Origin of the sequence: Bradyrhizobium sp. Leo170, from assembly GCF_004296405.1 — a bacterium.
GTDB lineage: Bacteria > Pseudomonadota > Alphaproteobacteria > Rhizobiales > Xanthobacteraceae > Bradyrhizobium.
This window is the reverse complement of the sequence record NZ_PSRR01000073.1, coordinates 1-19,495: the sequence shown is the minus strand read 5'-3', so window position 1 is coordinate 19,495 and position 19,495 is coordinate 1. Positions and strand designations below refer to the sequence as shown.

The following is a 19,495-nucleotide window of genomic DNA, read 5'->3' as shown; positions in this document are numbered from 1 at the left end:
GAGCCCCGTAGCCCGGGTGGAGCGTCAGCGTACCCCGGGGCCGCCCGTAAATATTGATGCAGGTGTCCCGGGTTGCGCGTTCCGCTCCACCCGGGCTACGAAGCAAGCGGTGTGGGCGCTAGCGGGCCAATTTGCCCATCCGCGCCAGTGCCTCGCCGGCCAGCGTCCGAGTCAGCTCGGCCGCCGGCATTTCGCGGCCCAATGGCAGCGCCTGCCCGGCCCACATATTGGTGAAATCGACCCTGCCGAGTTTTTCGGCAGCCATCTTCAACGGCGCCAGCGCGGTTGCGGCATGCGGAAAGGCCGGCGCATCCGGCGAGATTGGCCCGATCTCTGACATCACGCGGTTGGCGACCCCGCGCGCCGGCCGCCCCGTCATCACATTGGTGATCACGGTGGAATCGTCCCTCGCCTGCGCCAGCGCTGCACGCGCCGCCGGGCCCACCCTGGATTCCGGGCAGCGCAGATAGGCACTGCCGATCTGCACGCCGGAGGCGCCCAGCGCGAACGCCGCCGCGATCCCGCGTCCGTCCGCGATGCCGCCGGCCGCGATCACCGGCACCTTCACCGCATCGACCACCTGCGGCACCAGCGCGAAGATGCCGGGCTGCTCGGCAATATTGTCGGTCAGGAACATGCCGCGATGGCCGCCCGCCTCCGCGCCTTGCGCGATGATGACATCGGCGCCGTGCTCCTCGAGCCAGACCGCTTCCTTCACGATCGTCGCCGACGACATCACGATCGCGCCCGCTTCCTTCACGCGCCTGAGCAGCCGCTCCTCCGGCAGACCAAAATGGAAGCTGACGACTTCCAATTTCAATTCCTCGACCATCTCGCACATCGCATCATCGAACGGCGCGCGATTGGCGGCGTTGACGGGCGCCGCGGAATCCAGCCCAAGCTCCTTGTAGTACGCCGCAAGCCGCGCCTTCCAACGCGCCTCGTGCTGCGGATCCGGATCGTCCGGCTGGTGGCAGAAGAAGTTCATGTTGATCGGCGCGGAGACACGCTGGCGGATGATGTTGACCTGCTCGCGCGCCTTCGCCGCCGTGAGCATCGCGCAGGGCAATGAGCCGAGCGCACCGCCTTGCGCGGCCGCGATCACGAGGTCTGCATCCATCACGCCGGCCATCGGCGCCAGCACGATCGGAAACTCGGTCTTGAACAGATCGATAATTCGGCAGTCCGGCCACATGATTCAACTCTCGCGTTGGCTCGTTGCTAGTAACCTTCTCCCACAACGGGAAAAGACGAGATGCGCCGAATGAGGGGTTCTCTCCACGGGCGCACGTGTTCGTGGAGAGAACCCCTCACCCAAGCGAATTCGGTCGCAGCCGCCAGAGATGCCCTCTCCCACAAGGGGCGAGGGCGCATCAACCGGCAGCATCGAGCCACGATCAATTCAGCGCGAAAGCGTTTATTGCCCGAAAACCCCCATCTCGACAGTCAGATTAGGCAGCGCTACCATTCTCTCGAAATGAATACTTGAGAACGCTGCCATCTCAATAATGAAACGCAGGCTGCGATCATGGAACTCACCGACCTCCAGACCTTTGCAACTGTCGCCCGTCTCGGCGGCATCACCCGCGCCGCCGATGAGCTGCACACCGTGCAGTCCAACGTCACCCAGAGGATCAAGGCGCTCGAAGCCGAGATCGGCACCGCGCTGTTCGAGCGGCACAGCCGCGGCATGACGCTGACCGGCGCGGGGCGACGGCTGCTCCCGTATGCGCAACGAATGGCCGCGCTCTCACGCGAAGCGATGCTCGCCGCGCGCGATGATGGCGAGCCGAAGGGACCGCTGGCGATCGGCTCCATGGAGACGACGGCCGCCGTCCGCCTGCCCGTGCTGCTTGCCGAATTCCATCGCCGCTTCCCCGCGGTGCGACTGACCCTGAAGACCGCGACCACGACCGATCTCGTCACTGCCGTGCTTGATGGCACGCTGGACGGCGCCTTCGTGGCCGGTCCGATCGATCACGCCGAGCTCACCTCCACCCTCGCCTTCCGCGAAGAACTGGTGCTGGTCACCGCGCGCCGCTGGGCCAACCTCGCCGCCTTGCGTGCGGGCACGTCGGAATCCGGACCGACCGCGCTGGTGTTCCGCACCGGCTGCACCTATCGGCAGCGGCTCGAGCAGATCTTCACCGACTTGGGCTGGCCGTCGGCCGCACGCTTCGAGCTCGGCACGCTCGACGGCATGGTCGGCTGCGTCGCCGCCGACATGGGCGTGACGCTGTTGCCGCGCGTCGTCGTCGAGCGCAACGCGTTGCGTGCCAGCGTCAGCATCCACGCGCTCGATCCATCCTATGCGCGCGCCGAAACGATCTTCATCCAGCGCCGCAGCGCCCATCAATATAGCGCTCTGCAGAGTTTTGCCGCCTGTCTCGACAAGGACGATCAGGTCATCGCGGCCTGACCGCTCGTTCCGCTCCGCGAAATCCGGAAAGCCTTATTTCTGTGACGGAGCCATCACAGGTTTCGCGCGTGCGGGCACCCGTATGGTGCGGGCCCGCCATCAAAAATTTTTGGATCGTGCCCCGCGTCTACGTTAGTATGTGGCGCTTTCTACCAACAACCATAACGTCAACATCTGGGAGGGACTGCGATGCGCACCGCATTCGTGTTGTGCTGTTCTGTTGCTTTGTTGGTTACGGTCGGAACGGCAAGCGCACAAGACTGGACCAAGTCGAAATGGGGGCCGAACGACGAGATCGGCGCCGCCAACTACATGACGCCAGAACTCGTCGTCAAAGCCGCATCATTGGTGAAGACCGGCAAGACCTACGCGCTCGGCATTCCCGTCGATACCAAGACGCCGGCCTATCCGCCGCGCAGCTTCAAGATCACCATCGTTCAGCCCGGACAGGCCGGCAGCTCCGGCATCGGTCCGAACAAGGCGACCTACAATGACGATATCATCGATACCTGGGTCGGCATCGGCAGCCAGCTCGACGGGCTCGGCCATCTCGGCATCGAGCACGTCTACTACAACGGCAACAAGCTCGCCGATTTTGCCGATCCTACGGGCTTGAAGAAGCTCGGCATCGAGAAGGTGCCGCCGATGGTCGCCCGCGGCGTGCTGCTCGACATGGCCGCCTATTACAACACCGACGTGGTCAAGGAGGGCACCGCCTTCAACGTCAAGGAGATCGAGGAAGTCGCGAAGAAACAGGGCGTCGAGATCCGCCAGGGCGACGTCGTGATCTTCCACACCGGCTGGCTTAGCCTGATCGGCAAGGACGACAAGCGCTATTCCGCGGGCGAACCCGGCCTCGGGGTCGAGGGCGCCAATTATCTCACCGGCAAGGGCGTGGTGGCCGTCGGTGCCGACACCTGGGCCGTCGAGACCATCCCGTTCGAAAGCCCCAACGTGTTCGAGGTGCACCAGATCCTGCTTGCCAAGAACGGCACCTACATCCTGGAGAACATGGACACCGCCGAGCTCGCCAAGGACAAGGGGTATGAGTTCCTGTTCGTGCTCGGTCAGCCGCGCTGGCGCGGCGGCGTACAGAGCATGATCAACCCCATCGCGATCCGCTGACATCAGCCGCGAACGCGCTTCCACCTCTCTCCGCTGGGGAGAGGTGGCCCCGTAGCCCGGGTGGAGCGGAGCGCAACCCGGGGGCATTTGCGTCAGCGTCGGCGAGCGTTCCCGGGTTACGCTGCGCTTCACCCGGGCTACCGATCTTCGCCTTCCCGCTGGGGGGAGGTGAAGGGCGGCTTTGCCTCCGCAGGGCACCACGTGTTAATCGCATCCTCATGCCCGCCCCTGTCCTCCCCCTGATCGAAGCTGTCGCGCACTGGCCTGAACGTGGCGCGTTGATCGGGCTCGATCTTGGAACGAAGACCATCGGCGTCGCCGTCTCCGATCCCGATCGCCGGCTGGCTACTGGCGTCGAGACCATCCAGCGCAAGGCGTTCAAGGCCGACGCGGCACGGTTGATGGCGATCGCCGGCGAGCGCAACGTGGTCGGCTTCGTGCTTGGGCTTCCCATCAACATGGATGGCAGCGAGGGGCCGCGGGCGCAATCGACCCGCGCCTTTGCCCGCAACCTCTCCAACCTGACCACGCTCGCGATCGGGCTCTGGGATGAGCGGCTCTCGACGGCGGCGGTCGAACGCGAATTGATCGGCATGGATGTCAGCCGCGCCAGGCGCGCTGAAGTGATCGACGAGCACGCCGCGATCTTCATCCTGCAGGGCGCGCTGGATCGGCTGGCAAAATTGCGGGGCGAGCGCTGAAGCATGGCCGTCGTCATCGCGGCGCTGTTGCCGACATTCCTCTTGATCGTGCTCGGCTTCATCCTGAAGCGGACGCTACTCAAGCCGGAGACACAATGGCACGGCCTGGAACGGCTGACCTATTACGTGCTGTTCCCGGTGCTTTTGATCCAGACGCTGGTGAAGGCCGACCTGACAAAGGTGCCAATCGGCGGTGTCGGCGGCGCGCTGTTCCTCTCGGCGCTGGCGATGTCGCTATTGTGCCTCGCACTCCGCCCGCTGCTCGCACGCAGCGGCGTCGACGGCCCCGCCTTCACCTCGGTGTTCCAGGGCGCCACCCGCTGGCAGACCTATGTCGCGCTCGCGGTGTCAGGCAGTCTCTACGGCGATGTCGGGCTCGCGCTCGCCTCCGTCGCGATGGTCGCGATCATTCCGCTGGTTAATGTCTTCAGCGTCTCCGTGCTCGCACACTACGCCGCGCCGCAAAAGCAATCGGCCGGCACCATCGTGATGACGGTGGTGAAAAACCCACTGATCTGGGCCTGCGTCGTCGGGCTCCTCTTGAACGTGACCCACTTCCCACTGCCAAAGCTCTGGCATGACGTCGCCGACGCGCTCGGCCGCTCCTCGCTTGCGATCGGCCTGCTCGTCACCGGCGCCGGCCTGCACCTCGAAGGCATGTTCCGTCCGAGCCTCGCCGCCAGCGTCACGGTGTTCCTGAAGCTGATCGCCCTGCCCATGCTTGCTGTGACACTCGGGCTCGCGTTCGGGCTGTCCGGCCCGAGCCTTGTGATCGTCGCCGTCGGCTCGGCGGTACCCACTTCCTCTTCGGCCTATGTGCTCGCCCGCCAGATGGGCGGCGATGCGCCGCTGCTCGCCCAGATCATCACGCTGCAGACGATACTGGCGGCGATTACGATGCCCGTTATCATCGCGCTCGCGGCAAGCGGGCTTTAGATATAAGGCCCTATCAGGAAGAAGTAGACGGTGTTCATGGCTGAATGAAGCACCACCGTCAGCCAGGTTGAATTGCTGCGCCAACGAAGGTGGCCAAGCACAAGGCCCACGACGAAGATCTCCAGCCGTCCAAACCAATCATATTGAGTGTGGTACACGGCCCATACCGCGGAGGTCAGCACGATGGCCCCGATCGGACCAAGAAACGATTGCGACCAGCCACGGAACATGAAGCCGCGGAAGACAAACTCTTCGAGTATCGGCCCTGCAATGCAGCTGCCGATCAGCAAGGCGAGCAAACCGCTCGCGTCTCCGACGACGAGAAGCGGAGCAGCCGTAGGGTCTTGTGGGACGTCTTGGCCAACAGCATATGCGACGAAACTTTCGGCTACTAAGACCATCGTCACGATGGCCACGCCGCGCCACAGTTCGCCCGCACTCGGCCACTTCAACGCAAGATATTCCGCGAAATCTCTGCGGATCATTCGGATCGCAATCCACAACACGGCGACGGTAGCCGGAGCTGCCGCGATTGTGCCGGCGCCTTGCCAGCGCCCCTGCATCCACACCGCCTCAAATTGAGCTGGCGATAAGCCCGTCGTCCCCCCGTCCGTGGCCAGCATGATGCTGATGGTTAGTTGCCCTGCCAGAACGAACACGCCGGCAGCGATCAGACTGACAAACGTCGTCTCCATGAAGTCCCACGTTCGCGGCGAGACCGAGGTCGGCGATTTGGCATTTTCGAAGTCCGACATATCGATTTTTTCCGCGACAACGTCGCAGCGTGGGCTAAGCCTCTACCTAGCATGCCCGGCGATCATCCTGCCAGTAGGGTGCAAGCAGCTACGACTGCCCCGCCAGCCACAGCGTCTGCAGGGTCGCCGCAAGATTGTTCAGCCCATGCAGCACGATCGTGAGCCAGGTCGAATTAGAGCGGTAGCGCAGATAGCCGAACACGAGCCCGATCGAAAACACCTCGCTCAGGAAAAACCAGTCATATTGCAGATGCAGCAAGGTCCAGACCAGCGACGACAGCAGGATCGCGCCTGCGGGCCGCAGGGCCGTTTCCGACCAGCCGCGATAGAGGAAGCCGCGGGCGAAAAGCTCCTCCGATATCGGCGCGGCAACGCAGAACGCGACAACGAGCAGCCAAAGCGCGCCTTCGGCCTGCGCCGATTTCATCACCTCGCCCATGAAGCCCGGCGAGGATTCGCGGCCGAGCGCGCGCGAGACCAACTCCCACACGCCAGCCAATAACGCCAGCGCGGCCACGCCAATGGCGAAGTTCTTCCAGGAGGTCCAGCGCAGCGCGAGGTAATCGGCGAAGGAAATCCGGGTCGGACGGATCGCGATCCAGAGCGCCAGCAGCGCCCCTGGCAGTCCCGTGGTGACCGAGAGCGCAATCGTCCATCCACCGCCCAGAACCTGGATGGCGGACGCGACATCGGGCGCCTCCCGTTTCAGCATGAAGTAGATGACGACGGCGAGCTGCCCGAGGAACAAGCCGCCGAACACGAACAATCCCCAGAGCGTCGTACCCCAGAATTTCCACACCCGCGGTGGCAGTGGCGGTGGAGCTGTGGTCAACGGCGGATTTTCGGCACTAAGGACATCCATCAGCTAACTCTCGATCGAATGCGATCCTGCCTCCACAACGTCATGGCCGGGCTCGTCCCGGCCATCCACGTCCCTTTTCTCTGCGTGGCACGAGAGGCGTGGATGCCCGGGTCAAGCCCGGGCATGACGAGATGTGCGGCATTCAATGCGGCAGCGCCCGCTCCAGCAGCGCGCGCATATCGCTCTCGGCAAGCTCCACCGCGCCGTACATGCCGGCGTGCGTGGTCGCGAGCCGTGTCGCCGCGAACAGTTCGGCGTGACGCGGCATCACGCCATTGAGCGCGGCGCTCGCGGCCAGCAACGCCAGCTTTTCGACAGCGAGCCGCGCAACGCGCTCGCTGTCGGGTCTGCGGAACGCCTTGCCGATGAAAGCCACCGCCTCGCCCGCACCTGATAGCCCGTGGGTCTCCGCGGCCAATTCCTGCAGGATGGCCGCTGCAGCGTCGGCCTCGCGCGAGAGCGCGCGCAGCACGTCAAGGCACATCACATTGCCCGAGCCTTCCCAGATCGCATTGACCGGCGCCTCCCGGTAATGCCGCGCCAGGATGCCCTCCTCGACATAGCCGTTGCCGCCGAGACACTCCATCGCCTCGTAGAGGAAGCCGGGTGCGCTTTTGCAGGTCCAATATTTGATCGCGGGCGTGAGCAGCCGCATATAGGCCGCCTCCTTGGCATCATCGGGCGTGCGGTCGAACGCGCGGCAGAGCCGCATCACCAGCGCGATCGAAGCCTCGACATGCAGCGCCATGTCCGACAGCACCGCTTGCATCAGCGGCTGATCGGCGAGATGCTTCTGGAACACGCTGCGATGGCGCGCGTGATGCAGCGCATGCACAAGCCCCGAGCGCATCAGGCCGGCGGAGGCGATCGCGCAATCCTGCCGGGTCAGTTGCACCATCTGGATGATGGTACGGATACCCTTGCCCTCCTCGCCGATCCGCTCTGCATAGGCGCCGTGGAATTCCACCTCCGACGACGCATTGGAGCGGTTGCCGAGCTTGTCCTTCAAGCGTTGGAAGTGGATGGCGTTCACAGACCCATCAGGCGCAAAGCGCGGCATGAAGAAGCAGCTCAAACCCTCCTCGGCCTGCGCCAGCACCAGGAACGCGTCGCACATCGGCGCCGACATGAACCATTTGTGCCCGGTGATGCGATAGGCGTCGCCATCGCGCGCCGCGCGCGTCATGTTGGCGCGCACATCGGTGCCGCCCTGCTTCTCGGTCATGCCCATGCCGAGCGTCATGCCGCGCTTCTCCCACCACGGCATGAAGCTCGGATCATAGGAACGCGTGGCGATCACCGGCATCGTCCTCGCCAGGAGATCCGGCTGCGAGGCCAGCGGGGCGACGGCGGCGCGGGTCATCGTGATCGGGCAGAGATGCCCGGTCTCGACCTGCGCGGCGATATAGAATTTCGCTGCGCGCACCACCTCCGCCGCACCGCCCGCGGGCTTGCCGTCCGTGGTCCAGGTCGAGTTGTGCACGCCGGCATGCGCGCTGTGCGCCATCAATTCGTGATAGGCCGGATGAAACTCGACCACATCGCGCCGGTTGCCGCGGGAATCGAAGGTGCGCAGTTTCGGCGTGTTCTCATTGGCGATGCGGCCCCGCTCCGCCATCGCCGACGAGCCCCAATGCTTGCCGAATTGCGCGAGCTCGCCCTGCGCCACGCCGCCGCCGTTGGCGGCCACCGCCGCGACCAGCGGCTTGTCGAGCGTGAACAGATCGACGTCCTCGAACGGCGGCGACTGGTTGAAGACCTCGTGGGTCGAGAAGCTTGATTGGGTCATGACGCTTCCTGAAAGCCGGAACTAAAGCATGATCCGGAAAAGTGGACACCGGTTTTCCGAAAAGATCATGCTCAAACAAGGAGCTAAAGCGGGATGACGATTCGAAGAAAAGTCATCACGCTTTAGCGGCGCGGCGGAATCGGGAAATCATAGGCCTGACCACCCGCGCCGGGCAGCGAAAAATGCCACCACTCCTTGGAATAGTTGACAAAACCCTGTCGCGCCATCGCCGCGACGAGCATCCTCCGCCACCGCCGCTGCGACTGATTGATCGAGGGTGCGGCGGTATGCGCCTTGACGTCGGAGCAGTCATAGCCCGTGCCCATGTCGACGCTACCTTCCGGCGCCCGCTTTTCCACCGAGGCCGTGCAGTCGGCATAGTCCCTCGCGGGATCGAACTTGCCGGAATTGTCGGCGGCAAGATCGACCAGCGTCAGGTCGAGCGCGGCCCCGGTCGAATGGCCGGAACGCGCAGCAATATAGCCGAGCCGGAACAGATCGGCCTTCCTGAACACCGGATTGTAGCGCTTGCCGGCGGCCGTCTCCTTGCCATCCCTCGACCATGCAACCATGTCGGCGACCGCCCGCGCCGGCCGATAGCAATCGAACATCTTCAGCGACAGCTTTTGTCCCGCGAGTTCCTGCTGCACGGCCCTCAACTTAAGCCCGACTTCGCGCTTCACCACGCACTCGCGCGCGCCGTAACCCCTGAGCGGCCGGCCGACAAAATTGTTCGAGCCGGCATAGCGGATGTCCTGGATGATCGTCGGATCGATGTCGCGCAGGAACACGAAGCCGCCGGGCAAGGTCTGCGCATGGGCTACCGAAACCGAGGTGGCCGCCACGAGCGCAATCACAACAATTTTCACGATTGTCGCCCCATCGTCATGGCCGGGCTTGCCCGTCTTCGCTATCGCTTCGCCGGGCTTACACCAGAGTGCCCGGCGAAGCCTCGGCGTAGCCGGGTCCCGGCCATCCACGTCTTGTTCCGGAAGATGGAGCAAAGCAAGACGTGGATGCCCGGGACAAGCCCGGGCATGACGGCGAAAGATGCAGCGGCATCTAGCCGGGGATAACTCATCCACCCCCTATTCCCGCTTGCCCCGCCGGCCATCCCCGCCTATAGCTCTGGCTTTAATGACCCCATCATTGAAATCGACCTTTGTCCTCGGTCACCGGCACTTGCTGGGCATCGAGGGGCTTTCCGCTGCCGACATCACCGGGCTGCTCGACCTGTCCGAGGAATATGTCGAGCTCAACCGCCAGGTGGACAAGAAACGCGCATCCTTGCGCGGCCGCACCCAGGTCAACCTGTTCTTCGAAGCTTCGACCCGCACGCAATCCTCCTTCGAGATCGCGGGAAAAAGGCTGGGCGCCGACGTCATGAACATGTCGGTGTCCTCGTCCTCGATGCGCAAGGGTGAGACCTTGATGGACACCGCGGTGACGCTGAACGCGATGCACCCGGATATCCTGGTGGTGCGCCACCACGCCTCCGGCGCCGTGGAACTGCTGGCGCGCAAGGTTGACGGTTCCGTGATCAATGCCGGCGACGGCGCGCACGAGCATCCGACCCAGGCTCTGCTCGACGCGTTGACGATCCGCCGCAACAAGGGCCGGATCGAAGGGCTCGTGATCGCGATCTGCGGCGACGTCATGCATTCCCGCGTCGCGCGCTCCAACATCCTGCTGCTCAATACCATGGGCGCCCGCGTCCGCGTGGTCGCGCCGTCAACGCTGCTGCCGCGCGGCATCGAGCGGATGGGCGTCGAGGTCGCCCGCGACATGCGCGAGGGGCTTGACGGTGCCGACATCGTGATGATGCTGCGCCTGCAGCGCGAGCGCATGAACGGCTCCTTCGTGCCGTCGTCGGGCGAATATTTCCAGTATTTCGGCCTCGACCAGAAGAAGCTGTCCTACGCCAAACCAGATGCGCTGGTGATGCATCCGGGGCCGATGAACCGCGGCGTCGAAATCGACTCGGCCGTGGCCGACGGCGCGCAGTCGGTCATCCGCGAACAAGTCGAAATGGGAGTGGCAGTGCGCATGGCGGTGCTCGAAGCGCTCGCCCGCAACCTGCCGAACGCGTGAGATCATGCTGACCGATCGTCGCCCAATCCTGCTTGCCAATGCCCGCGTCGTCGATCCCTCCCGCGATCTCGACGGGCCCGCCGACGTCCTGATCGCCGACGGCATGATCCGCGACTCCAAGCGCGGCATCGGCACAGCCGGCGTCCCTGAAGGCACCGACATCGTCAATTGCGCCGGCAAGATCGTGGCTCCCGGCCTGATCGACATGCGCGCCTTTGTCGGCGAGCCCGGTGCGAACCATCGCGAAACCTTTGCGTCGGCGAGTCTCGCCGCGGCCGCCGGCGGCATCACCACCATCATCTGCCAGCCGAACACCTCGCCCGTGATCGACAATTCGGCGACCGTCGATTTCGTGATGCGCCGCGCCCGCGACACCGCGATCGTCAACATCCATCCAATGGCGGCGCTGACCAAGGGCCTGCGCGGCGAGGAGATGACCGAGATCGGGCTCCTGAAGGCCGCCGGCGCGGTCGCCTTCACCGACGGCGACAAGAGCGTCACCAACGCGCAGGTGATGCGCCGCGCGCTGACTTATGCGCGCGACTTCGACGCGCTGATCGTGCATCACACCGAAGATCCCGACCTCGTCGGCGAAGGCGTGATGAACGAGGGCGAGTTCGCGACGAGGCTGGGACTTGCCGGCATTCCGAACGCCGCCGAGTCGATCATGCTCGAGCGCGACGTGCGGCTCGCGGCGCTCACCGGCGGGCGCTATCACGCGGCCTCCCTCTCCACGGCGGAGTCGCTTGAGATCCTCAAACGCGCCCGCGATGCCGGCGCCGACGTCTCCGCCTCGGTCTCGATCAACCATGTCACGCTGAACGAGAACGACATCGGGCCTTACAGGACGTTCCTGAAACTGTCGCCGCCACTCCGCACCGAGGACGACCGCCAGGCATTGGTCGCCGCGCTGGCCTCCGGTCTCATCGACGTCATCATGTCCGACCACAATCCGCAGGACGTCGAGGTCAAGCGCCTGCCGTTCGCCGAGGCCGCTTTCGGCGCGGTCGGGCTGCAGACCATGCTGCCGGCGGGCCTGCGTTTGATCCACAATGGCGAGATGGACTTCAAGACCTTGATCCGCGCGATGTCGACCCGACCCGCCGAACTGCTGGGCCTGCCCGGCGGCTCGCTGCGCGCCGGTTCGCCGGCCGACGTGATCGTGATCGATCCGGAGACGCCCTGGGTGCTCGATCCCGTCGACCTCAAATCGCTGTGCAAGAATACGCCCTTCGACGAGGCCCGCTTCTCCGGCCGCGTCGTGCGCACCATTGTCAGCGGCCGGACGGTGTATGAACATGTCTAACACCCGCGGGAGCGCCGGCCATGTCCTCTGACGCCTTCCTGATCGTCGCCTTCCTGATCGGCTATCTGTTCGGCTCGGTCCCGTTCGGCCTGGTCCTGACGAAGATCGCCGGCACGCAGGATCTGCGCTCGATCGGCTCCGGCAATATCGGCGCCACCAACGTGCTGCGCACCGGGCGCAAGGGGCTTGCCGCCGCAACGCTGATCTTCGACATGCTGAAGGGCACGGCCGCGGTTGTGCTGTCGGGCTATCTCGGCGGCCCGAATGCGGCGATGGTGGCCGGGCTCGGCGCCTTCCTCGGCCATCTCTACCCGGTCTGGCTCGGATTCAAGGGCGGCAAGGGTGTTGCCACCTATATCGGCGTGCTGATCGGCCTGTTCTGGCCGGCTGCGGCCGTCTATGGCGCGGTCTGGCTCGCCACTGCCTTCACCACGCGCTATTCGTCGCTCTCGGCGCTGGTTGCGGCCGTCGTCACCCCGATCTTCCTGTGGTGGTTCGGGCACGCCGCACTCGCCGCGCTCGCCGCGGTGCTGGCGCTCATGCTGTTCTACACCCATCGCGAGAACATCAAGCGACTGCGGGCGGGAACCGAGGGACGGATCGGCCAAAAGGCCTAGAATTCGCCATCAACCTGTTGAGGGCAGGTCACATCTGTTCGAAATTCTCGGGCGGTACTGGCGAACAGTGACCCAGGCTGTCATCCTGCGAGTCAACAAACGGCGTCATACGGTTGCGTCAGATAGACGGGATCGAACAGGATGGAATCGACGGAATGAGCGCGTCGTGTCCGGTGAGCACGTCCAGCGCGAGCGCCCTGCTCGCTGCCTCCGATATCTGGTCATTCTCCGACGACACGCCGAGTGCCGTCAGTTCAGCAGCCAAATCCAACGCCGAGCGGCCTGCCGCCCCGCCACTGCCGGACGCCATCCTGAACATGCAGTCGGCGCGGGCCGATCTGCCGGCGCGCGCGCCGGTCGATAAGCCGAAAAAGACGGATGCGGGCGAATCGCTCGTCTGGCCGCCGCGAAAATTATCGCTGGCGCTGCAAGGCGGCGGCACCTTTGCCGCCTTCACCTGGGGCGCGCTCGAGCGGCTGCTGGAAGAACCAGATTGCGCGTTCGACACCATCAGCGGCGCCAGCGCCGGCGCCGTCAACGCCGCGTTGTTCGCTTGCGGCCTGGTGGAAGGTGGCCGCGAAGGCGCGCGCGCCGCGCTCAAGCGGTTCTGGATGCGCATCATGCATGAGGCCTCCTTCCGCTCGCTGATGCTGGTCGGAGGATTCTCGCCGGCGGGGCGCTCGGTCGCGTTCGGGCCGACGCTGCGGTCCGGCCAGTTCGATCCGTTCGATCTCGATCCGCTGCGTCAGGCGCTGGCTAGAGACATCGATTTCACCGCGCTGCAGAGCCCCGCCTGCCCGAAACTTCTGGTGGCGGCGACGCGCGTCCGCGACGGCCGGCAGCAGGTCTTTAGCAATGCCGAGATCACCGCCGACGTGCTGCTCGCCTCGACCTGCCCGCCATTGATCCATTGCGCAGTCGAAATCGACGGCGAGTCCTATTGGGACGGCGGCTTTGGCGCCAATCCCCCGCTGGTCCGACTGGTGCAGGAATCCGAGACCTCCAACGTGCTGGTCGTCCAGGTGACGCCGGCGCGCGACAACTATGTCCCGATCACACCCGCCGCGATCGATCGCCGTCTCGACCAGATCACGGCCAATTCCGTGCTCAATGCCGAGATCGCGGCGCTGGAATGGGCGCGCCCTGCCGCGGCCCCCTCGCTGCGGCTATTCCGGATCGCCGCGGAAGACGAGATCGACGGGCTCGCCCAGCGCAGCGCCACCGATCTCGGCCCGGGCTTCATTCGCCTCTTGCATCGGAGCGGCCGCAAGGCTGCCGAACGTTTCCTGGCGCAGGACGCCGGCTCCACGCGGATCGAGACGCCGCGCAAGTCACGCGTCGCCGAACCCGCGCTGCTATAGTTTCGCCAGCGCCGTCTCGACAAAGCGCGCAGCCGCCAGCGCCTTGGCGTCGGCGCCGAACGGCGCGATCACCTGCACGCCGACAGGCAAATTGCCCTCGGCGACATAAGCGGGCACGTTGACGCAGGGAACGCCCATCAGCGTCCACAGCCGGTTGTAGCGGGGATCGCCGGTCGACGAGAGTCCCTTCGGCGCGGCGCCGGGCGCCGACAGGGTCAGCAGCACGTCGACATCCCCAAACGACTGCGCGAGAGCCTGCCGCGCACGGCCGGCGATATCGATCGCGTCGTCATATTGAGCGGCGGTCACATCCCTGCTCTCGTCGAGGCGGCCGCGCAGCAATGGCGGCATCGCGTCATAGTTCTCGCGATATTCCCAGGCGAACGACCGATGCGCTTCAAAGTCCTGTACCACCGGATGAATGCGCCAGGCCTCCGCGACGATCTCAGACAATGGCAGCGCACGAACCGAAGCGCCGGCGCGCTCGGCCGCCTGCCCCGCGATCCGTAATGCCTCCGCGCCTGACGCATCAGGTGCACCGGCAAAGTCCTGCGTCACGATGCCGATCCGCGGCGTTGCGATCGTGTCCGGCAATAGCAGCGCCGGCCGGCCCGTCATCGCCGCCAGCGCCACCGCGAGGTCGCTTACGCCAGCCGCGAACAGGCCGACGGTATCGAGCGTCCAGGAGAAGCATTTGACGCCGACGGTCGGCAGCAGCCGGTAGGACGGCTTGATCGCAGCGACGCCGCAAAACGACGCCGGCCGGATCACCGAGCCTGCCGTCTGCGTCCCCAGCGCCAGCGGAATCATCCCGGCTGCGACGGCAGCGGCCGATCCGGCTGACGATCCGCCCGGCGTGTGGCCATGATTGCGCGGATTGAGCGTCGCCGTCGGATCGTTGGCGGCAAACGCCGTCGTCGTGGTCTTGCCGACAATGGTGGCGCCGGCCTGCTTCAGCATCATCACGACAGACGCATCGGCGCGCGGACGATTTCCGCGATAGATCGCAGCCCCCATCTCGGTCGGGAAATCCGCAGTGTCGATGATATCCTTGATACCCACCGCAATACCACGCAACGGTCCCGACGCCTGCGCACGCGGATTCTCCGCTCGCGACACAAAGGCGCCGATCGTCTTTTCCTCTGCATCGATCGCCGCGAGCGATTGGGCGAGCGCTGCGTCGGGCAAGAGTTCGCCCTGCTCGATGTGACGGGTGAGTTCGGCGAGCGAGATCATCGGGAATTTCCTCCCTTCATTGGTTGGATTGCTTTTACGGGCCGCCTCGCGATCGGGCAAGGCGCGCCCGCGAATGGCTCATCCCCGGGGACCGTTGCCTGCGCGCTGCGGTTGATCCATGCTGGCGCCATGCACGACCGCACGCCAAAGCACGAACTCACCGATTCCGAACGCCTCGACCGCCTGCGGCTGATCCGCTCGGAGAATGTCGGGCCGCGCACCTTTCGCTCGCTCCTCAACCATTTCGGCGACGCGCACACCGCGCTGGAGCACCTTCCTGAGATGGCGCGCCGTGGCGGCGGTGGCGGTGCGGGACGCATCTGCACGGTCGAGGAGGCAAAGGCCGAGCTTGCGGCCTGCAAGAAGCACGGCGTCAGCCTGGTCGCACCTAGCGAAGCCGCCTATCCGGCGCGGCTTGCCACGATCGATGACGCGCCGCCGCTATTGGCCGTGCGCGGCGCGCTTGACGTGCTGGCGCGGCCGATGATCGCAATCGTCGGCTCGCGCAACGCCTCAGGTGCCGGGTTGAAATTCGCCAGTACCCTCGCCCACGATCTCGGCGATGCCGGCTTCGTCGTGATTTCCGGCCTTGCCCGCGGCATCGACCAGGCCGCCCATCGCGCCACCGTCGAGACCGGCACAGTCGCGGTGCTCGCCGGCGGCCATGACAGGATCTATCCGCCCGAGCATGAAGACCTGCTCGCGGCCTTGCTCGAACAAGGTGCTGCGATCTCCGAAATGCCGCTCGGCCATGTCCCGCGCGCCCGCGACTTCCCTCGCCGCAACCGCCTGATCTCGGGGGCCTCGCTTGGCGTCGTCATCGTCGAAGCCGCGCACCGCTCGGGCTCGCTGATCACCGCGCGCATGGCGGCAGAACAGGGCCGCGAGGTGTTCGCCGTGCCCGGCTCCCCGCTCGATCCGCGCGCTGCCGGCACCAACGATCTGATCAAGCAGGGCGCAGCGCTCGTGACCAGCGCGAGCGACATCATCAACGCGGTCCAGCCGATCATGGAGCGGCCGCTCGCGCTCGCTGCACGCGAAAGCGACGACGAGCCGCTTGATTTCGACACCGACCCGAGCGAGCGCGAACGCATCGTCGCGTTGCTCGGCCCGAGCCCGGTCAGCCTGGACGACCTGATCCGGATGTCGGGCCTGTCAGCCACCATCGTTCGCACGGTGCTGCTGGAGCTTGAGCTCGCCGGCCGCCTCGAACGCCACGGCGGTGGATTGGTGTCGCTGGTCTGAAGCGACCTCTCGTAGCCCGGGTGGAGCGCAGCGCAACCCGGGACCGCTCTCACCGTTGACACAGATGCCCCGGGTTACGCTTGCGCTTCACCCGGGCTACGAATTCAATCTCTTCATCCGCGATCGTTCCGCGCATCGAACTCGCCTCGCGCGCGCTCGATCTCGGGCAAATGCTCGAACGCCCATTGTCCCAGCGCCTGCACCGGCTTCGCCAGCCCGCGGCCGAGATCGGTCAGCTCATAGTCGACCCGCGGCGGAATGGTCGGAAACACGGTGCGCGTGACGAGCCCGTCGCGCTCCAGCCCGCGCAGCGTCAGGGTCAGCATCCGCTGCGAGATGCCACCGATCGTACGCTTGAGCTCGTTGAACCGGCGTGGGCCGTTGCCGAGCAGCATGATGACGAGCACGCTCCATTTGTCGCCGACCCGCGCCAGCACCGAGGCCACGCCACGGCAGTCGCCGCTGGTATGCGGGATCGGTTCCAGGACAGGCACATGGATGTGCTCGGGTTTCACTGATGTGCTCCGGTTAGAAAAATGTGCGTTCTTGCGGGCTTTTGCCACGGTCACTCATATAGCGCCAGTTACAAACCTATACCAAAGGGTGACACCAACCATGAAACTCCTGCATCTCGACTCCAGCGTGCTGGGCCCCCACTCCGTCAGCCGTCAGGTCTCCGCCGCCATCGTCGACCGGCTGCGCAAGACTCATCCCGGCATCGACGTCGCCTATCGCGACCTGACGACGACACCGCTCGCCCACCTCTCGGGTTCCCATCTGGCCGCGAGCCAGGGCGCCGCTCCGGATGCCTTGCTGCAGCCGGACATCGCCGCGGGCCAGCAGATGCTGGAGGAGTTTCTCGCCGCCGACATCGTCGTGCTCGGCGCGCCCATGTACAATTTCACCATCCCGAGCCAGCTCAAGGCCTGGATCGATCGCATCCTGGTTGCCGGCAAGACGTTCAAGTACGGCGCCGCCGGCGTCGAGGGCCTCGCCGGCAACAAGCGCGTCATCGTCGCGATCTCGCGCGGCGGCTTCTACGGCCCGGGCACGCCAGCCGCCGTCGGCGAGCATCTGGAGACCTATTTGCGCTGGGTGTTCGGCTTCATCGGAATCACGAAGCCCGAATTCATCTCCGCCGACGGAATCCAGGTCGGGCCGGAGCATCGGGAAAAGGCTGTCTCAGGCGCGCTGCAAGCCGCTGGTAATCTCACCGCGGCGTAACGACATCGATCTACACCATGGCCAGCGTCCACCGGCCATGGTGTAGCAGCTAATGCCAGACGCCCTGCACGTCGCAAATCACGGCGACGAACGAAATCAGCATGCCGATCCCGCAAAACAGCGCGATTGAAGCAAATTGCGCGTCGGCTGAATCCTGCGGGATGCGCGAAAGTGGGGCAGAGCGACGGGTGCGGATGACTGTCGGCATTGCTGCTCTCCAGTTCCAATAAGCCAAGGAAGGTCCCTGCCTATAAGACTGTCTTGGCAGCACGACGAAGGTTCAACGACTCATGCCCGGCCCGGTGAGACAAGGCGTCACGTGAACCGGCACCGCCGGCGGCAACGGCTTGCCGTCGCTCTGACCGGATCGCCACTCACTGCCGCGGGCTCTGCTCCCGATAGATCGGAGCGCCGGCGGGCAAAGCAGTTGCGCCGCCATCGACGAACAGTTCCTGCCCCTGGATGTGGGCGGAATCGTCGGAAGCCAGGAACAGCACCGTTTTCGAGATGTGGTCGGGTTCGCCGAGCCCGCGCAGTGGCGTCGATCTGGCGATGCGCGCCTCGAAGGCCTTTTCTGCTTCAGGCGTTGCCGTCGCGGCACCCCAGATCGGCGTGCGGATGGCGCCGGGCGAGATGACATTGACGCGGATGTTGCGGGGCGACAGTTCGGAAGCCATCACGCGCGCCATCGCGCGCACGCCGCCCTTGCTGGCGGCATAGGCCGAATAGCCTGGATTTCCCTGCACCGAGATCACGGAGCCGTTGAGGACGACCGAAGCGCCGTCATTGAGATGCGGCAGGGCCGCCTGCACCGTGAAGAACACGCCCGTCAGATTGGTGCGGATCACCTGCTCGAACGCCGCGAGCGTCGTACCACCGAGCGGGGTTTGACCGGGAATGCCGGCATTGGCGAAGACGATATCGAGCTTGCCGAACTTCTTCGCGGCCTGCGCGACTGCAGCTTCCATTGCCGCGACATCGGTGGCATCGGCGACGATCGCGAGCGCATTCGGCCCCAATTCCTGCGCGGCCGCTTCCAGCGTCGCCTGGTTCCGCCCGGTGATGGCAACCTTGGCGCCTTCCTGAACGAACAGACGTGCGGTCGCAAGACCGATGCCGCTGTTGCCTCCTGTGATCAACGCCGTCTTGTTCGCCAGTCTCACGATAGCCTCCAGTGGTTGCATGATTAAACCTCCTTGGACAACTAGGCGATCTGGTTTTATAATGCAACTACACAAGCCTGTGATGCATTTCGGCGGAGATCTTGATGGTGAAGCGGACAAGCCTTGAGGGCGCGGAATGCCCGATCGCGCGCTCGCTGGATGTGCTGGGCGACTGGTGGTCGCTCTTAATCATCCGCGATGCACTGCTGGGCCACCGCCGCTTCGGCGAATTCCAGAAGAGCCTGGGGCTCGCGAGGAACATCCTCACCGTGCGACTGCGCGCGCTGGTGGACCAGGGCATCCTGGAATTGGCGCCCGCCTCCGACGGCAGCGCCTATCAGGAATATGCGCTGACCCCAAAGGGTTTTGGGGTCTTCCCGATCCTGGTGGCGCTCCGGCAGTGGAGCGAGGAATTCGACGATCATCCGGAACAGATCGGCACCACCATGGTCGACCGCGAGAACGGCAAGCCGGTGAAAAAACTCGCGCTCTCTTCGCAGGACGGCCGGCTGCTCTCGTTCGCCGACATCACCCTGAAGCGCGGCGCGCCCAAGCGCGCGAAACGGGCTTCCGCCGTCATTCCGGGGCGCGCGTAGCGCGAGCCCGGAATCCATCGGGCCGCAAGCGCAAGTGGGGGAAATGGATTCCGGGCTCGCCGCTTCGCG

General features: G+C 65.2%; 20 protein-coding genes. 11 read left to right on the top strand and 9 right to left on the bottom strand.

Features of this window, described 5'->3' with window-relative positions; all coding sequences use genetic code 11:
• Positions 1 to 118: 118 nt before the first annotated feature.
• The gene (locus tag CWO89_RS15200; RefSeq protein ID WP_130579605.1) at positions 119 to 1,195 is read right to left on the bottom strand and encodes an NAD(P)H-dependent flavin oxidoreductase; all 1,077 of its coding nucleotides are present in this window, start codon (positions 1,193 to 1,195) and stop codon (positions 119 to 121) included.
• A 333-nt stretch (positions 1,196 to 1,528) separates the two neighbouring features.
• Here CWO89_RS15200 and CWO89_RS15195 point away from each other — a divergent pair, with 333 nt between their 5' ends.
• The 4 genes from CWO89_RS15195 to CWO89_RS15180 all read left to right on the top strand — a co-directional run bounded on the left by CWO89_RS15195 (position 1,529) and on the right by CWO89_RS15180 (position 5,181).
• On the top strand, positions 1,529 to 2,419 hold the full coding sequence (locus tag CWO89_RS15195) for a LysR family transcriptional regulator (protein WP_130579604.1): 891 nt from the start codon (positions 1,529 to 1,531) through the stop codon (positions 2,417 to 2,419).
• A 189-nt stretch (positions 2,420 to 2,608) separates the two neighbouring features.
• Entirely contained in the window at positions 2,609 to 3,544 is a 936-nt protein-coding gene (locus CWO89_RS15190; protein WP_130579603.1) for a cyclase family protein, read from the top strand.
• 218 nt (positions 3,545 to 3,762) lie between these two features.
• Positions 3,763 to 4,245 (top strand): Holliday junction resolvase RuvX, encoded by a 483-nt coding sequence (gene ruvX / locus CWO89_RS15185; RefSeq protein WP_130579602.1) that lies wholly within the window; start codon positions 3,763 to 3,765, stop codon positions 4,243 to 4,245.
• A 3-nt stretch (positions 4,246 to 4,248) separates the two neighbouring features.
• Positions 4,249 to 5,181, top strand: coding sequence for an AEC family transporter (locus tag CWO89_RS15180; protein ID WP_130579601.1), 933 nt, complete (start codon positions 4,249 to 4,251; stop codon positions 5,179 to 5,181).
• Here CWO89_RS15180 and CWO89_RS15175 read toward each other — a convergent pair.
• From CWO89_RS15175 to CWO89_RS15160, 4 genes are all read right to left on the bottom strand, one after another.
• Positions 5,178 to 5,936 (bottom strand): CPBP family intramembrane glutamic endopeptidase, encoded by a 759-nt coding sequence (locus CWO89_RS15175; RefSeq protein ID WP_245476314.1) that lies wholly within the window; start codon positions 5,934 to 5,936, stop codon positions 5,178 to 5,180. The genes CWO89_RS15180 and CWO89_RS15175 overlap by 4 nt on opposite strands.
• A gap of 88 nt (positions 5,937 to 6,024) precedes the next feature.
• The gene (locus CWO89_RS15170; protein ID WP_130579600.1) at positions 6,025 to 6,798 is read right to left on the bottom strand and encodes a CPBP family intramembrane glutamic endopeptidase; all 774 of its coding nucleotides are present in this window, start codon (positions 6,796 to 6,798) and stop codon (positions 6,025 to 6,027) included.
• 142 nt (positions 6,799 to 6,940) lie between these two features.
• The gene (locus tag CWO89_RS15165; RefSeq protein ID WP_130579599.1) at positions 6,941 to 8,587 is read right to left on the bottom strand and encodes an acyl-CoA dehydrogenase family protein; all 1,647 of its coding nucleotides are present in this window, start codon (positions 8,585 to 8,587) and stop codon (positions 6,941 to 6,943) included.
• Positions 8,588 to 8,709: 122 nt separating this feature from the next.
• Positions 8,710 to 9,456: a M15 family metallopeptidase gene (locus tag CWO89_RS15160; protein WP_245476313.1), complete on the bottom strand. Its 747-nt coding sequence runs from the start codon at positions 9,454 to 9,456 to the stop codon at positions 8,710 to 8,712.
• A 268-nt stretch (positions 9,457 to 9,724) separates the two neighbouring features.
• Here CWO89_RS15160 and CWO89_RS15155 point away from each other — a divergent pair, with 268 nt between their 5' ends.
• The 4 genes from CWO89_RS15155 (at position 9,725) to CWO89_RS15140 (ending at position 13,962) form a co-directional block, all read left to right on the top strand.
• Positions 9,725 to 10,678, top strand: coding sequence for an aspartate carbamoyltransferase catalytic subunit (locus CWO89_RS15155; protein WP_130579598.1), 954 nt, complete (start codon positions 9,725 to 9,727; stop codon positions 10,676 to 10,678).
• Positions 10,679 to 10,682: 4 nt separating this feature from the next.
• Entirely contained in the window at positions 10,683 to 11,984 is a 1,302-nt protein-coding gene (locus tag CWO89_RS15150) for a dihydroorotase (RefSeq protein ID WP_130579597.1), read from the top strand.
• A gap of 20 nt (positions 11,985 to 12,004) precedes the next feature.
• Complete coding sequence (gene plsY / locus CWO89_RS15145; RefSeq protein ID WP_130579596.1) at positions 12,005 to 12,601, top strand: glycerol-3-phosphate 1-O-acyltransferase PlsY; 597 nt, start codon at positions 12,005 to 12,007, stop codon at positions 12,599 to 12,601.
• A gap of 155 nt (positions 12,602 to 12,756) precedes the next feature.
• Positions 12,757 to 13,962 carry a patatin-like phospholipase family protein gene (locus tag CWO89_RS15140; protein WP_130579595.1) on the top strand — a complete coding sequence of 402 codons (1,206 nt, stop codon included), beginning with the start codon at positions 12,757 to 12,759 and terminating at the stop codon, positions 13,960 to 13,962.
• On the opposite strand, the gene CWO89_RS15135 is transcribed toward CWO89_RS15140, so the two are convergent.
• Positions 13,957 to 15,198, bottom strand: coding sequence for an amidase (locus tag CWO89_RS15135; RefSeq protein ID WP_130579594.1), 1,242 nt, complete (start codon positions 15,196 to 15,198; stop codon positions 13,957 to 13,959). The two genes, CWO89_RS15140 and CWO89_RS15135, sit on opposite strands and share 6 nt — an antisense overlap.
• A 129-nt stretch (positions 15,199 to 15,327) precedes the next feature.
• Here CWO89_RS15135 and dprA point away from each other — a divergent pair, with 129 nt between their 5' ends.
• Positions 15,328 to 16,443: a DNA-processing protein DprA gene (dprA, locus tag CWO89_RS15130; protein ID WP_130579593.1), complete on the top strand. Its 1,116-nt coding sequence runs from the start codon at positions 15,328 to 15,330 to the stop codon at positions 16,441 to 16,443.
• Between the two features lie 113 nt (positions 16,444 to 16,556).
• Here dprA and CWO89_RS15125 read toward each other — a convergent pair whose 3' ends face one another.
• Positions 16,557 to 16,958, bottom strand: a complete 402-nt coding sequence (locus CWO89_RS15125) for a winged helix-turn-helix transcriptional regulator (RefSeq protein WP_130579592.1) — start codon at positions 16,956 to 16,958, stop codon at positions 16,557 to 16,559.
• A gap of 100 nt (positions 16,959 to 17,058) precedes the next feature.
• Between CWO89_RS15125 and CWO89_RS15120 the strand changes: the two genes are divergently transcribed.
• Positions 17,059 to 17,667, top strand: coding sequence for an FMN-dependent NADH-azoreductase (locus CWO89_RS15120; RefSeq protein WP_130579591.1), 609 nt, complete (start codon positions 17,059 to 17,061; stop codon positions 17,665 to 17,667).
• A gap of 49 nt (positions 17,668 to 17,716) precedes the next feature.
• Here the strand turns inward: CWO89_RS15120 and CWO89_RS45860 are convergent, their stop codons facing one another.
• Both CWO89_RS45860 and CWO89_RS15115 read right to left on the bottom strand, forming a co-directional pair.
• Positions 17,717 to 17,875 carry a hypothetical protein gene (locus tag CWO89_RS45860; protein ID WP_165421163.1) on the bottom strand — a complete coding sequence of 53 codons (159 nt, stop codon included), beginning with the start codon at positions 17,873 to 17,875 and terminating at the stop codon, positions 17,717 to 17,719.
• Positions 17,876 to 18,041: 166 nt separating this feature from the next.
• A complete protein-coding gene (locus CWO89_RS15115) occupies positions 18,042 to 18,830 on the bottom strand; it encodes an SDR family NAD(P)-dependent oxidoreductase (protein ID WP_165421162.1) in 789 nt (262 codons plus the stop codon).
• Between the two features lie 104 nt (positions 18,831 to 18,934).
• On the opposite strand from CWO89_RS15115, the gene CWO89_RS15110 reads away from it, so the two are divergent.
• Positions 18,935 to 19,426 (top strand): winged helix-turn-helix transcriptional regulator, encoded by a 492-nt coding sequence (locus tag CWO89_RS15110; protein ID WP_130579589.1) that lies wholly within the window; start codon positions 18,935 to 18,937, stop codon positions 19,424 to 19,426.
• The last annotated feature ends 69 nt before the right edge of the window (positions 19,427 to 19,495 follow it).